Source organism: Acetobacterium malicum subsp. dehalogenans DSM 11527, assembly GCF_000472665.1.
In the GTDB taxonomy this organism is placed as follows: Bacteria; Bacillota; Clostridia; order Eubacteriales; family Eubacteriaceae; genus Acetobacterium; species Acetobacterium malicum.
The window spans coordinates 134,249-148,737 of sequence record NZ_AXAC01000003.1; the positions used below are offsets into that span (position 1 = coordinate 134,249).

13 protein-coding genes are annotated in these 14,489 nt (G+C 49.9%); 3 read left to right on the forward strand and 10 right to left on the reverse strand.

What is annotated here, in order from left to right; translation table 11 throughout:
• Positions 1–38: 38 nt before the first annotated feature.
• A complete protein-coding gene (locus A3KS_RS0100665) occupies positions 39–221 on the forward strand; it encodes a hypothetical protein (protein WP_026393241.1) in 183 nt (60 codons plus the stop codon).
• A gap of 361 nt (positions 222–582) precedes the next feature.
• Here A3KS_RS0100665 and A3KS_RS0100675 read toward each other — a convergent pair whose 3' ends face one another.
• The 5 genes from A3KS_RS0100675 to A3KS_RS0100695 form a co-directional block, all read right to left on the reverse strand.
• Positions 583–1,218 carry an iron-sulfur cluster assembly scaffold protein gene (locus A3KS_RS0100675; RefSeq protein WP_026393242.1) on the reverse strand — a complete coding sequence of 212 codons (636 nt, stop codon included), beginning with the start codon at positions 1,216–1,218 and terminating at the stop codon, positions 583–585.
• 12 nt (positions 1,219–1,230) lie between these two features.
• Positions 1,231–2,394, reverse strand: a complete 1,164-nt coding sequence (locus tag A3KS_RS0100680) for a cysteine desulfurase family protein (RefSeq protein WP_035354750.1) — start codon at positions 2,392–2,394, stop codon at positions 1,231–1,233.
• Positions 2,395–2,405: 11 nt separating this feature from the next.
• Entirely contained in the window at positions 2,406–2,825 is a 420-nt protein-coding gene (locus A3KS_RS0100685; protein WP_026393244.1) for a DsrE/DsrF/DrsH-like family protein, read from the reverse strand.
• A 13-nt stretch (positions 2,826–2,838) separates the two neighbouring features.
• Positions 2,839–3,060 carry a sulfurtransferase TusA family protein gene (locus A3KS_RS0100690; RefSeq protein WP_026393245.1) on the reverse strand — a complete coding sequence of 74 codons (222 nt, stop codon included), beginning with the start codon at positions 3,058–3,060 and terminating at the stop codon, positions 2,839–2,841.
• Positions 3,061–3,416: 356 nt separating this feature from the next.
• On the reverse strand, positions 3,417–4,499 hold the full coding sequence (locus tag A3KS_RS0100695) for a 4Fe-4S binding protein (protein WP_026393246.1): 1,083 nt from the start codon (positions 4,497–4,499) through the stop codon (positions 3,417–3,419).
• A 207-nt stretch (positions 4,500–4,706) separates the two neighbouring features.
• On the opposite strand from A3KS_RS0100695, the gene A3KS_RS0100700 reads away from it, so the two are divergent.
• Positions 4,707–5,174 carry a pyridoxamine 5'-phosphate oxidase family protein gene (locus tag A3KS_RS0100700; RefSeq protein ID WP_026393247.1) on the forward strand — a complete coding sequence of 156 codons (468 nt, stop codon included), beginning with the start codon at positions 4,707–4,709 and terminating at the stop codon, positions 5,172–5,174.
• A 28-nt stretch (positions 5,175–5,202) separates the two neighbouring features.
• Here A3KS_RS0100700 and A3KS_RS19610 read toward each other — a convergent pair whose 3' ends face one another.
• Positions 5,203–6,156 (reverse strand): DMT family transporter, encoded by a 954-nt coding sequence (locus A3KS_RS19610; protein ID WP_051355564.1) that lies wholly within the window; start codon positions 6,154–6,156, stop codon positions 5,203–5,205.
• 112 nt (positions 6,157–6,268) lie between these two features.
• Between A3KS_RS19610 and pdxR the strand changes: the two genes are divergently transcribed.
• On the forward strand, positions 6,269–7,684 hold the full coding sequence (gene pdxR, locus A3KS_RS0100710; RefSeq protein WP_026393248.1) for a MocR-like pyridoxine biosynthesis transcription factor PdxR: 1,416 nt from the start codon (positions 6,269–6,271) through the stop codon (positions 7,682–7,684).
• Between the two features lie 215 nt (positions 7,685–7,899).
• On the opposite strand, the gene budA is transcribed toward pdxR, so the two are convergent.
• From budA to A3KS_RS22170, 4 genes are all read right to left on the reverse strand, one after another.
• Positions 7,900–8,700: an acetolactate decarboxylase gene (gene budA, locus A3KS_RS0100715; protein ID WP_026393249.1), complete on the reverse strand. Its 801-nt coding sequence runs from the start codon at positions 8,698–8,700 to the stop codon at positions 7,900–7,902.
• Positions 8,701–8,718: 18 nt separating this feature from the next.
• The gene (gene yqeC, locus A3KS_RS0100720) at positions 8,719–9,462 is read right to left on the reverse strand and encodes a selenium cofactor biosynthesis protein YqeC (RefSeq protein ID WP_026393250.1); all 744 of its coding nucleotides are present in this window, start codon (positions 9,460–9,462) and stop codon (positions 8,719–8,721) included.
• Positions 9,463–9,541: 79 nt separating this feature from the next.
• Complete coding sequence (locus tag A3KS_RS0100725; protein WP_051355565.1) at positions 9,542–12,529, reverse strand: EAL domain-containing protein; 2,988 nt, start codon at positions 12,527–12,529, stop codon at positions 9,542–9,544.
• A 26-nt stretch (positions 12,530–12,555) separates the two neighbouring features.
• Positions 12,556–14,178: a sensor domain-containing diguanylate cyclase gene (locus A3KS_RS22170; RefSeq protein ID WP_051355566.1), complete on the reverse strand. Its 1,623-nt coding sequence runs from the start codon at positions 14,176–14,178 to the stop codon at positions 12,556–12,558.
• Positions 14,179–14,489 lie beyond the last annotated feature (311 nt).

Here is a 14,489-nt window from a genome sequence, read left to right on the forward strand (position 1 = left end):
TAGTATTATAATTAGAACAGACAGTGGACAGGAGAAATATGAAAACAGAATTATTATTTCTAATTAAGCGCCTATGTGATCTTGAAGAAGAATTCATGGAGCTGACTGAAGAAGAAAAAGAAATTGTCGTTACCACCGCCGAAAGCATGACCGGGAGTCTGGTCTTTTTATTGGAAGCGCTTGAAGATTATTCCATGAGCGGTTTTTATGACGAGGATTAAAGCAAACTGAAAACATCAAATAAGGAGGTAGTTCGATGAAAGTAGCCGCTTTTGTATCCAGTATGGTTGCCCTGGTAATGGGTGCCGCAGCTCTGACCTTAAGCATTATTGCTGTTTCAAAAACTGCCCGTTAGCGGCAAAAGAGCAACGCTTTGACAGGGTTGCTCTTTTTTTTGGTTATCACTAAACTGTCGTACCGACCAATTGTTAATCTGTTGTTCGCCGCGGGATCGGACACTAATAAGAAATAAATTTTTTATTAGTCGCGGGCATTCGCCGTGTCCGCCCCGATGCGTACAACATGATGTAACAATTGTCGGTACTGGGCTAGCTTTTAATCTTGCCTAAGTTACTTTTTTTATCAGTCGGTAAACTCGACGATGACCTGATCGATATCCCAGAGTGATTCGATTTTTTCCACTGCGTCTTCTTTGATGGCGTTGGCAAACTGATGGGTTTCGGGGAGATCGAGGACAATCCGGACGACCCCATCGTTGATATCAATTTCCTTGACCAGATGGGTTGCCACCATATCCAGGCCTTTGATCGGATTCATGACCTTCTTTAAGCGTTTTCTGACAATTTCTTCAGTGGTGACGACCTTTTCGGTTACCAGGCCGTGCTTTTCTTCATAATTCTGGATTGCCGAGCGCAACACCTCCACCGCCAACACCGAGCAATGAGCCTTGATTTTAGGCAGTCCGCCCAGGGCTTCCGAGGCTTCCTGCCAGGTAATATTTTTGGCTTCGTCGATGGTTTTGCCTTTGGCCAGTTCGGTAATAATCGAACCGGTAGCAATATTTGAGGCACAGCCATAGGATTCAAATTTGATATCATCGATCACTCTGGTTTCGGGATCGACCTTTAAATAGAGCGATACCATATCGCCGCAGGCCGGACTGCCTTCGGTTGCTTTGCCATCGGGATCCTCAATCCGCCCGGTATTGCGGGGATTTTTAAAATGTTCCAGGACCAGATCATTATAAGGACTTGCCATTGTTATTTCCTCCTATTCCTTGCCCAGGGGGCTGATTTTTCGCAGGTTTTCAACCACCTTTTTCAGCGTTTCGACCACAAAAATGACCTCTTCCATGGTATTGAAGCGTCCCACCGTCATCCGGATCGAGCCATGGGCCCGTTCATGATCACCACCGATGGCAGCGATCACATGGCTGGCTTCCAGAGAGCGGCTGAAACAGGCCGAGCCGGTGCTGACGGCGATGCCATACATGTCCAGATGCAGGGTGATCGATTCCCCCTCCACGTAATGGAAGGTGATATTGGCATTCTGGGGAGTCCGCTGCCGGGGATGTCCGTTTAGAATGACATCGGGAATCTGATCGCTCACCATGGTGATAATTTTATCCCGCAGCACCGCCAGCCCGATGTTTTCATCGGCCGTCACCAGTTCCGCCGCTTTGGCGAAGCCGACCGCTCCGGGAATGTTATCCATCCCGCCGCGGAGGTCAAATTCCTGAAAACCGCCATCCATTATTTTAGCCAGGGCGGTGCCTTTTTTTACATAGAGTCCGCCGATCCCCTTGGGACCATGCAGGGTATGAGCCGATACGGTGATCAGATCAACGGCGACGGCGGTCACATCCAGGGGCACCCGCATAAAGGTGTGGGTGGCATCGGTGTGAAAGAGGACCCCCTGATCATGGCAAATTTTGCCGATCGCATTGATATCCTGAAGGGTGCCGATTTCCTGATTACCATGCTGAATCGAGACCAGAATGGTTTCCGGTCTGATCAGCGCCTGGAGTTTTTTCAAATCAACCAGACCATCGCCGTCGACGTCCAGATAATCAACGCTAAAGCCTTCTTTTTCCAGGGTTCTGGCGCTGTACAGCACCGGAAAGTCTTCAATTTTGGAAACGATCAGGTGTTTGCCTTTTTTCGCCCCCAATGCTTTGGCAACCCCTTTTAAGGCCAAATTGCTGGACTCGGCACTGCCCGAGGTGAAAATAAACTCCTGGCTGTTAGCACCCAGGGCCTGAGCCAGTCGGGTTCTGGCATCATCCAAAGCTTCTTTCGCCTCAACGCCCAGCGAATAGCCAAATTCTGAGGTCGCCACCGAGTAACGGTCAAAATAAAGCGGTGTCATCACTTCCAGCACCTGCTCATCCAGCCGGGTGGCGGCGGCGTTATCCAAATAATACACTTTTTCCATGAGTTCCCCCCTTAGATAAACAAGGTAATGGCTGACTGTCGGGCTTCCTGGATATAGGTTCCGACGGCCCCGTAGTCGTCAATGATATCTTCGATCAGATCGGATCGTTTTAAACCCATGATGTCCATGGTCATTTCACAGGCGATGATTTTGCCACCCAATTCCTTGAAATCAGCCATCAGCCGTTCCAGGGAGGCGACATTATTTTTTTTCATCCGGCCCAGCATCATCTTTTTTCCCAACCCCAGAAAATGCATTTTCGATAATGGACCTTTTTCCAGGCCGCCTTTTTTCAGGCGCAGCAATCCCCAGAAGGTGAAATACAGAGACACCTCCATCCCCATTGCCAGCGAGCCATTGGACACAATCAGAGCACTATACAGTTTATCCATATCACCGCTCTGAACAATAATTGTTGTTTTGTCCGCCATGACAAAGCCTCCTTTACTTCTTAATTTTTATGGTCCAGGTGCCGTCCTGTTCTTCGGTGCTGATAACTGCCAGCGACAAGGCGTCGGCGGCCATCGGGATTTCTTTTTTCGAGGCGGCATTGTTCCCGGTAATCTCAATGACATCGCCCGGTTGCGCCTTCCTGACGGCTTTACGCATTTCTACCAAAGGAACCGGACAGGTTTCGCCTCTCACATCAACATAAATTTCTGCCATTATCTTGCCTCCTACTCAAATTTTAATTAACTGTCTGCAATTTTAATTAACTGTCTGCTGCTCATTTTCCGTCTTTGTTTCTTTTTTCATACCCCATTATGAACAACTTACTTGAAAATTTAGTAAAAGCATAAAAAGGCAGGCCGTCGGATCGTCCGACGGCCTGTTGATGTTGTTAAAAAAGATAACCCAGTACCGACAATTGTTACATCATGTTGTACGCATCGGAGCGGACACGGCAAAGCCTGTCCGATGCCGCGGCGAACAACAGATTAACAATTGGTCGGTACGGTAGTTTAGCGACAACCTCGCCGGCCCATGGATTTAAGCCGACGGATTACTGGGGTTAGCTGTTATTAATTTTTAAAGAGCTCGAGAAACCGGGTTGAATATGCCAGGGTTTCGGTGGGGCAGCTGTCGACACAGTGACCGCAGCCGACACAGCGCAGCTCGGCGACCGGGCGACCGCTGGCGGCACTGGTTTTTAGATCGATGGACATCGGACAGGCGGCATTGCAGCGGCCGCATTGAATACAGTGGCTCTGATTGGTTGTGATTTGCTGACCAACCAGCTTACCGAGCAGGCCCACCACCGTTCCTAGGGGACAATAGTAACAGTAGCCGCGACCACTAAAGGCGACCCAGAAAAACATCGCCATCAGCAGCTCGGCGGAAAGGTATTTATAGGTTTCGATTTTTGCCACTAACTCGCTGTTGGCCAGCGGCAGACCCAGCAGATATAACACCCAGTAGGCGGTAAAACCCAGAGCGAGTGCCAGAAACAGCCAGCGCAGGATGGCAAACAGTTTTAAACCGCGGGCCTTGACCTTTTTCCGGGCCCCCAGTAAGGGCATCACCGGATCAAAAACCTCACTGGCAAAACCATTAAACAGGCACAGTGTCGAACACTGCCAGCGCCGACCCAGTAGCAGCGTTCCGACCAGAACAACGAGGGTGACAAGCAGATAAAAGAGCAGCGCCAGCGAGATGCCAGTGAGACCAAAGACCGGCAGATATTTGAGATAAAAAGCCGTGCTGGGGTCCATCAGTTGTAAGGGGATGGTGGTCCAGGGCAACGGCATCGCAAAAAAGTACAGTTCCTGATTATTTAAAAGTATCGGCCCAACTATATGGACGACCAAAGCCATCACAATGAAGCCGGTCAGATTGCGTTTGCGCATCACGGTCCGTCGGGATGAGCCAATAATCCGCAGGGTCAGAAAGCTGCCCAGAACAATAAAACTGGTCTTAACCCAGTTTTCATAAAAACCCCACAGCCAGCTGATAAAGGCGGCCACTTCCGGAGTGGCCCGGCTGACATAGCCAAAATTGAGCCCGGCAATGATCAGGCAGAGGATGATATACACCCACAGGATTGCTTTTAGTGCTTTTATTTCACTGGAGGCTTTTGTTTCGCTAGAATTATTGTGATTCGCCATGGCTTCGTCTCCCCTAATTAACTGCAATTTTTTCTTAATTATAAACTGCTTTCGCCATAAACACAAGAATGGTTATGATGCTATCCCGGTATTTGGCATAAATGCTGCTTGACTGCCGGCATGAAAATCGGTACGATAAGTTACAAGTGTAGGGTTAACATTCATACCTATAATTTAATGATCAAATAAAAACAAGTGGAGGCAAAAATGCGACGAGCAAATCGGGAAGTAACAGAACTAACGGAGCTTATTGAAATTATTAACGGCTGTAAGGTGTGCCGGCTGGCCATGGTGGACAACGGCCAGCCCTATGTGGTGCCCCTGAATTTTGGCTATCACCGGGATGATTCAGTCATAACCATCTTTCTGCACTGTGCCAGAGAAGGTCGCAAAATGGACATCCTGAAACAAAACAATCAAGTCTGTATTGAGATGGATCAGATGAAGGAACTGCTCAGTGGCGAAAAGGGCTGTGATTACAGCTGTTATTTTGAAAGTTTTATCGGCACCGGTCAGGCGGTTTTTCTTGACGATGCCGCGGCTAAAAGCCAGGCCTTACAGGCGATTATGAAGCAGCAGACCGGCCGGGACGATTTCAGCTTTGATCAACATATCCTCGATCAGACCGTCGTGATTGCGGTTGAACTTAGCAGTTATTCGGGTAAACGCCACTAGTCGCGTCACTGTCTGATATCGGCCGGGATCAGTCGCTTTCGATCGTTTCAACTGTGATGGTTTTAAGCTCCGGGCCGACCATTTCGCCGGGGCGCGCCGGCGACTTTTGGGTGGCGATGAGAATGCCGCAGATAATCAGACTCATTCCCAGTAAATGACTGAGCTGGATTTTTTCATTGAGCAGGATGGCGGCCAGGATAATGCTGCTGACCGGCACTACGCTAATGAAAATCGCCGCGTTGCTGGCTGCGACCTTGGCAATCCCCCGAAACCACAGGACATAAGAAATAAACGAGACAAAGATCCCATAATAGGCAATACACAAAATCGTCTGGAGCGACATTTCCGCAAACGGATAGCTCCAGGCGTCATAAATGGCAAGGGGCAATAAACAGATAAAGGCCAGCCCCGCCACCAGCGTTGTCCGGTATACCGGGGACATCGGGATACACTTTATTTTACTGAGCACTGAAAATAAGCCCTCACCCGTAACGGCAATCAGAATCAGAAAATTTCCCAGCACCGAGCTGTCAAGGATCCCTTCCGAAAAATAGGTGTAAAGGTTGATACAGAGCAGACCGATGATGACGAAAGCCAGACCAATGGCGTTGTTTTTTGAGATCTTCTCTTTTAAAATCAAGAACGCCAGAATCACCACAATGGCCGGCCCGGAGCTGGAAATCAAACCACTGTTGGCGGCGGAGGTCAGTTGCAGGCCCCAGAAAATAAGGACCCGATAAAGGACAATCCCGGCCAGGGCCTGACCCAGCAGCACCGCAACGGTTTTTTTATCCAGGCGGTGGTGTTCTTTTTTAATCACAAAAGTGACCAGCAGCAGAAAGACCAGCCCAATCGCAATCCCCAATTCAGTGGCCAAAAATACCGGCACCCGGTCGACCATCATTTTACTGACCACAACCGCACTGCCAGCAATTAACATCGATACGATCAAATCCAGATAGGCGCTTAGTTTTTCTCCCATAATAATCCTCTTTTCTCCTCGCTATGGTTATGATAAAATCTTACCAGATTGATGTGGTTTGTAAAGAACCACTTAAACAGTTTTTTTAACAAACCACTTTAGGAGGAACGCGATGTGGGTTAATATTGACAAAAAGAGTGAACAGCCCTTAATGCGACAACTTTATGAGCAGATCAGGCACCTGATTTTAGACGGTCAGCTGACCCCGGCCGAAAAGCTGCCGTCAACCCGACAGCTGGCAGCCGATCTGGGAATCTCCCGCAGTACCGTTCTCGATGCCTACAATCAATTGATTGCCGAGGGCTACCTGATTGGCAATCATGGGTCTGGTACGGTGGTTGCCTGTGGTATTGATGTATTTTCGAGCCCCCTGAAAAGCGCTGCGAAAAAACGCGCTGCCACTGCGACTAAAGAAAAAGCACCACCCACCGCCGTCATCGATTTTCAGTCCGGCGTCATTGATTCGTCGCGGTTTCCACTGTCGGAGTGGAAAAAAGCCTATCAACGCAGCCTGGATCAGGTTCCCGCAGCGGCTTTTCATTATCATCCCAGTGCCGGGGTGCTGAGCCTGCGCCAGACGATAGCCGACTATTTGCGGCGTACCCGGGGACTGGTTTGTAATCCTGCCCAGATTATGATCGTTTCTGGCTCAACCCAGGGTCTGGCGTTGATCGCTGCGTTATTTTGTGATCAGCAGCAGGCGGTCCTGATTGAAGATCCCACCCATCCCGGATTGCGCCAGATTATTGAGCACGCTAAACTCAATTTAATCGGGATTCCGGTCGATGATCAGGGTCTGATAACCGATTTACTGGCCCCCCACCCGGCCCCGGCCTTTATCTATACGACTCCTTCCCATCAATACCCGCTGGGCGGCATCCTGCCAATCCAACGCCGGCAGAAACTGATTCAGTATGCCATCGCTAATGATACTTATCTGCTGGAGGATGACTATGACAGTGAATTCCGCTTTGAAGGCCAACCGATTTCATCACTTTATGAGCTGAGTCCTGACCGCGTCATTTATCTGGGGACCTTCAGCAAGATCCTCACCCCGGCCATTCGGTTGGGTTATCTGATTCTCCCCGATCAACTGATCGAACCTTACCTGGAACTCAAGAAATATTCCGATGTCCATACCGAAGCCCTGACCCAGTACGCCCTGGCCGAATTTATTGACAGCGGCGGGCTGGAAAAGCATATCTGGAAGATGAAAAAAATCTATGCTAAAAAACGCCAGCACCTGATCGCTGAACTATCCCGCTGCTATCCGGATCAATTTGAAATCAAAGGCCACGCCGCCGGGCTACACATGGTTGTCCATTTTAACGGCATTGTTTTTGACGCCCCGCGGATCAATCGCATCAACTCCCGACAGATCCGGGTCTACCCCATCAACAACTACGTTTTTGGCAACCCGGCACCCTACGGCAGCGACATCCTCCTCGGTTACGCCCACCTCACCTTTGCCGAAATCACCACCGGCATCACCCGGCTCTGTACGGCCCTGCCGGAACCGGAATCTTGAGCACAAAAAGACACTCGCGCGAGTGTCCGAGGTTGTCGATAAACTACCGTACCGACCAATTGTTAATCTGTTGTTCGCCGCGGAATCAGACAGGCTCTGCCGTGTCCGCTCCGATGCGTACAACATGATGTAACAATTGTCGGTACTGGGTTATCTTTTTTGGCAGTCTGAAAGACGTTCTTGTGAGTGTCTTTTTATAATAGATCAGAACCGGGCTATTTTTCGACGGCATCGATGGCGGAGTCGGCATCAGTAACGGTTCCCTCCGGGGTGGTTGGCGACAGGGTCATAAAAAAACCGTCGGTTTGATCGACAAAGGCGTCGGCGCTGTCGAAGCTGACATCGAGGAGATGGCCACCCTTGCTGCGGTCATCGGCGATGAAATGAAAGTGGTAACCTTTAACATTCAAGCCGCCGATATCGGCCGGACACCACAAGCCGACCAGAGTGCCGCTGATCTTTTGATAATCAAAGATCGACTGGTTTTTGACGGCTTCGGAAAGCACCGGATACGGTTTTACCTGACTGGGTACCGAACGGGCTTTGATGGTGTTGAAGGTGCCGTCGATCCGGAACACATAAAAGGCATTCGGATCGGTCATCATTTTGTCCAGTTCCTGCTCCAGGGCTTCCAGACTGGCGGTTGGGCCCAGTGATTTGGTCGCATCTTCGTTAAAGTAGGTAACCGCGGCAAAGGGAGTGGTGTCAGTGTCCGGGACTTCCTCCACGGCACCGCTGGCTTTGACCTTGTAGACGGTATTGTCAATCATCACCAGCTCGCCGTCCAGGGCGTTAAAGGTGCCGATGCCGACATCACCGTGCTGTTTCAATTCACCAAAACTCATAAAACCATCATAATTCCCGGCCAGCAGAGAATTAATGGTGGACGCCTGGAAGAGGGTGTCCGCTTTGGCTGCAGCGGCCTCACTGTTGGTCGTTGTGGTTGCGGCGGTACAGCCGGCCAGGGTCACCATCCCCAGAACCGATATAACAATTGCGGTAATTTTTATTTTCATATAAGCTCCTTCTTTTCTTTATTTAAGCTGTTCAACCCAACCCTCTTTAATGGAACCGAGCAGGCAATGGTCAAATAAGGGCGCTCCGATTTTTGCCATCAACCGGGCATTTGTCAGATTGTCACCATCGGCTTTGTTGATAAATAGAATCCGGGTGGTATTATGAGCCAGGGTCTGGTTTAGTTTATTGTCAATAAAAGTAGCCAGGGTCTGCTGTAAAACGGCTTCATCAAAAACCGCCTGATCATTATTATTTTGTTCGTTATTATATAGTTCCGCGCGATGAAAGGTATCCGCGTCAATTTTCCGAAACAGGATCTCGGCCCCCATGACGTGAATCAGTTTGGTGGTAATCGACAGAATCGATGGTTCGTAGTCGTGATAGAATTTATAAGGTTTGCGTTTTGATCCGTCCCCTTCATTAATGATGACCAGGGGCACAATCGCCGCCTTTAAATCAATCAACTCGGCTTCGGAAAACCCCGATATTTTCTGTCCGTTGACCCTTTCCTTGCCAATCAGCCATGCCCGTTGGGGGTCTTTAGTAATCGCTGCGATCACTGCCGTCATCTCTGAGCGGATCAGGCACTGTGGTTCCGGCACATCGGCAATGCAGATTTTGGCGGTTGTGGTCATCACATGGTTAAGCTTTTGATCCGCCAGTTCCTGGCTGAGCGCAAACATCAGCGCGGTTTTACCGCCGCCGCCAGTAATGGTAATGACATCATTTGCGGTGATGTTCAGTTTGTCAATAAGTTTCACACTGCTCTCCCTTTTATTCGAGCGATAATCGGCTAATCCGATCGCTTCGTGTTCGTTTCGAACCGCCCCGCCTGATTTCTCAGGCCTTTAAATCCGGCGGCTTTATCAGTAGATTGTGGTTGTAAATCGCGGCGATTTCGGCGGCATCCAGCGGTTTGCTGAAGACGTAACCCTGAATGCCATCGCAGTCACTGTTTTTGAGAACGGCAACTTTATCCCACTCCTCAATGCCCTCAGCCATAATTTTTAAATTGAGGCTGTGAGCCAGCAGGATCAGGCTTTCAATCACCTTGATCCGGTTGCCCTGTAAAAACTGATCACTGATCGATTTATCCAGTTTTATTTTGTTGACCGGCAAATAGGTCAGACAATTCAGCGACGAATAACCGGTGCCAAAATCATCCAGTGCCACCGACAGCCCGGCGTCTTTAAGCTCCTTGAGGAATTGATCGGTCTGGAAATTGTTTTCCATCAAGATACTTTCGGTAATCTCAATCTCAATAAACCGGGGCTCGACATGATGCTGTTGCAGCAGCGCGGTGATATGGCTGACATAATCTTTGTCCCGCAGCTGACGGTTGGAAAAATTGATCGCCACCGGTTTTTCCGCCAGACCCTGATTGCGCCAGTGGACGATCTGGGTCACCGCTTCCCGGGCCACCCAGCGGCCGATCTCGCTGATCAGGCCAGTTTCTTCGGCCACCGGAATAAACTGATCCGGTCCATAGCGGTTTTCTTTGAGTCGCAGCAACGCTTCAAACCCGCTGATCCGGCCGCTGCGCAAATCCACCTGGGGCTGATAGACCAGTTTAAAACCGTCAGATTTCAATGCCGTCCGGAGCAGCGCTTCAATTTCGATTTTGCGGTTCATTTCCTTTTTCAATTCATGATGATAATACATGTAGTGGTTTTTACCGCGGTTCTTAACCTCGTACATGGCCGTATCGGCATTCATGATCAGCTGATCGATGATGTTGCTGTCGTAGGGATAGCAGCAAATGCCCATGCTGATACTGACAAAAACTTCCCGGCTATTTAGTCGGAACGACTCATCAAAGGCGGTCAGGATTTTATCGGCATAGGCTTCAATATCGGCCTGACAAGATTTATTGGTAATCAGAATCAGAAATTCATCGCCACCGAGACGACCAACCATCATGTTTTCGTCAGAAATAGAGAGCAGCCGGCCGGCAATCAGCTTGAGCAATTCATCACCGCAGAGATGGCCGAGGGTGTCATTGATACTTTTAAAATTATCAATATCCAGAAGCAGCACCGCCCCGGTATGACCAGCCTGGAGTTCTTTTTCCAGCTGCACCAGAAAACTCATCCGGTTGGGCAGCTGGGTTAAAAAATCATGTCGGGCCAGATGCCGGATCTGTTCTTCCTGAACCTTAAATTTGGTATTGTCCAGCAGAATCCCGTGTAACTTGCAAAAACTGCCGGCTTCTGATTTAATTCCTTTGCCGCGGATCAACAACCATTTCTGGTGCGGGTCGGAGCCCGCCGTCAGCACCTGAACGTTGATCTGGGCTGTTTTTCCCGTTAGGTAGTTGCGGACTTCAGTCACCAGATGGTCGCGATGGCTGGGCTCCAGAACGATGTCCATCCAATCATGGACATTACTATGATTACTGATGGTTTTATTGATAATCCGGGAACAGTCACCGGCAAAAGTGATCGTTTTGGACGTGAGATCGACTTCCCAGACGGCGCTGTTGGTACCCTCGATGGCCAGCTCAAACTTCTGGTTCAATTCGCCAACTTCACGATCGTGTTCTTCCATCACATCATATTGCCGCCGCAGCGCCCCTTCCACCGCTTCCAGTTCATTGTAGGTTATTTTAAGCTCGGTATTACTAAACTCCAGCGCTTTTTGGATACTCCGGCGTTTCAGATTATCATAGATCAGCACCAGTGTCACCAGCATCAGCGCGATCAGGATAATCGCCGTAGCCAGAATCAGATTGCGGTATTTATCCAGCGGATGTTCGGTTTTGTTGATCAGCACCGCATCCGTGGGAATCAAGTGATCGGGAATCTTATACTGCTGGATCAGCGTGTAATCAAAAATATAATAATAGGGCGTCGCTTCAATCATCGCCATGGTTTCGACCGGGGTGCCCGCCAAAATATCACTGACCAGTTGGGCCGCTGTTTTTCCCAGGGCCTGGTAGTCCACCATTTTTCCGCCCAGCAGCCCCGCACCGACGCCGCCCACCGAAGCCCGGTAAACAGGGATCTGGGTATGCTGGTACAAAAAGGCCGCGGCTTTTTCAAAATCCATATAGTCGCCATGCTTATCGGGATTCATATCAAGAAACAGCAAAATTGTTTCATTCCCCAGTGGCTCCAGTTCCGCGCCCAGTTCGGCAAAGCTGTAGTCGGGGGTATTGAGGGTGGTAAAGGTCAGTTCGGGAAAGTCCTGGCGGAAGGATTCAAACTGCTGACGGTTGCCCTGACCAGTCAGGGTTTCATCGGCAATCGCGACGACCCGGGTGGCCCGGGGGTTAAAGACCCGGGCGATCTCGAGGGTTTCTTTAATCGAGATCCGTTCAATGATGCCGGTGATATAAGGATCGGCGGCGGCCTGGCGGGCCCGGGTTTCATCGTTTACACCTAAAAAAACAATCGGCATCTGGGGAAACAGTTCGGCCTGATGATCAAGGGCAAATTGGAGGGCATTGTCATCCCCCACAATCACCGCGTCATAGGTTGGCAGCTGGGCCAATTTAAATTTCAGGCTCTGATAAAAAACCTGTTTATTTTCCGGAGTATCGAGGCGCTTGGTATCCATGTATTCAATTTCCAGATTGATCTTCTGTTCATCAAAAACCGACCGGATACCGGCAACCTGATCCGGTACCGAGACAAAGCTCTCACTGTAAGAGCTGATAAAAAGGACCGTCTTTTCTGACCCGGCCCGGACCAAAAAGGCTGGCCCCAGGCACAGATTGGTTACGAGCATCGTAACCGAGAAGACGCTAAAAAAGATCAGCAAATTCACCATTAAACCGGACTTTATGGTTTTATCCTGGGCATTTTTTGATTTGGCTCTTGCAGTCATCGACCCCTCCGTTAATAAAAACCTCTTTATTTCACTTCAACGCGATTGCGGCCCTTTTCCTTGGCCTGATATAAGGCCGTATCGGCCCGGGAAACGATGCTTTCCGGCGAGCTGTCGGTGGTAAACGCCGACACCCCGAGGCTGATCGTCACCTGCCCGGCAGTGCTGAAGGCATGGCCGGCAACCGCCTGGCGCAGCCGCTCTGCCAGTACCGTGGCGTCGGCCAGCGTGGTCTCCGGCAGAATAATCAGAAACTCTTCACCGCCCCAGCGCCCCACCACATCGCCAGCACGGACATTATCATGAAGGGCCTCGACCAGTTCAATCAGAACCCGGTCCCCGACCTGATGGCCGTAGGTATCGTTGACCAGCTTGAAATGATCAATGTCCAGAATGATGATGGCAAACGGCACCCCGCCGCCTTTTGACGATTCGAATTGCTGTTCCAGCGTTTCGTCCAGTTTCAGCCGGTTAAAGCTCTGGGTCAGCTTATCGGTGATTGACAGCCGTCTTATTTCTTCCTCCATCAGTTTGCGTTCGCTGATATCCCGAGTGACCCCAAGCATCCCGATAAAGCGACCATCTTCGCTGTATATACCGGATACCGTTGCCTCGGTCCAGACGGTGCTGCCATCTTTGCAGGGTTGTTCCAGCTCGCCCCGAAAGACCTGGAACGGCAGACCGTTTTGAACCGAGTTGATAGCCCGGGCCAGCCCCTCCTGCATATGAATCAGTGAGTCCGGACACAAGACCTCCTCCGGCGTCTGGGCCATAATCTCTTCGACCGTGTAGCCCCGGAGTTTCTCCACCGACGGACTGATATAGGAAAACCGGCCTTCCAGATCCATGGTCCAGATGACATCCGCGGCATTATCAGCCAACAGCCGATGCCGTTCTTCACTCTGCTGCAGTTTCGCTTCAATGGCCTTGAGTTGGGTGATGTCCCGAATCACGCTGAGGGCGTGAGGAATGTCATCGATCATGATGCGTTTTGATGACACCAGACCGATATGTCGGGCATTGTTTTTGGCATAAAAAGAAAATTCCAGGTTTTCCACGTTGCCATCGCGTTCCAGGGTTTTGAGAAAGACCTCCCGTTGGCTGAGATCAACATAAAGATCGGCGATATTAAATTGTCCGCCGGTTAAATCCTCATCAGTAAATTTAGTCGCTTCCATAAAGGCCCGATTATAGGCAATTAGGGTCCCGTCGGCGACTTTGGTAATCACGGTGGCATCAGGAATGGTCTGAAACACCATTTCAAAATGGGAGCGGGCTTCTTCCAATTCATGGATGGAAGACTCCAGCTTTTCGGTCATACTGTTAAAGGCCTCGGAAAAATCGCCGAGAAAATGGACCCGCTGGGAAAAGTCGCCCGAAGCGATGGTTTTGGTGATCCAGGTCAGGTTCCGCAGCGAGGCCTGGAGATTTTTCATCGAGCCCAGCACATAGCCCTTTCCTTTAATATCATGGGAAAGATTGCCGTTGCCCAGTTCGGCCGCGGCTGCCCGGATCGTTCTCAGGGTTTGCTCAACCGCTAAAAAGGTGTCATCCTTACTGAGATTTTCAGGGGCCGCGGGACTGACGTGAAGGTCATTAAGCAGGGCTTTGTAGTACTCTAAAATTGACTGTGCGTCGTTACTGAGCATCTTTTTTGTCAGCTCCCTTCGATTGTGATTGTTAACACTGTCTGTTGACGTGATTCCGATTCATGATCTGTTGTGCTTTTTTTCTTGTTTTTGCGGCAACCGCAACTTGATTCTATCGCTTTATTTTACCACGTCGACCCGGGGCATTGTCAAGGTGCTTTAATTGGCGTAGGCCCCGTTAGAGCAAATATACGCCAGTCTTATTTATCTGATCCCGGTTGTCCTGGCGCGCAATATTTGTTATGATCATTAAAAGAGTTCTTACCCGAATGCCCGTCTGTTATAACGTTTTGATTCCGGGTAATCAGAAA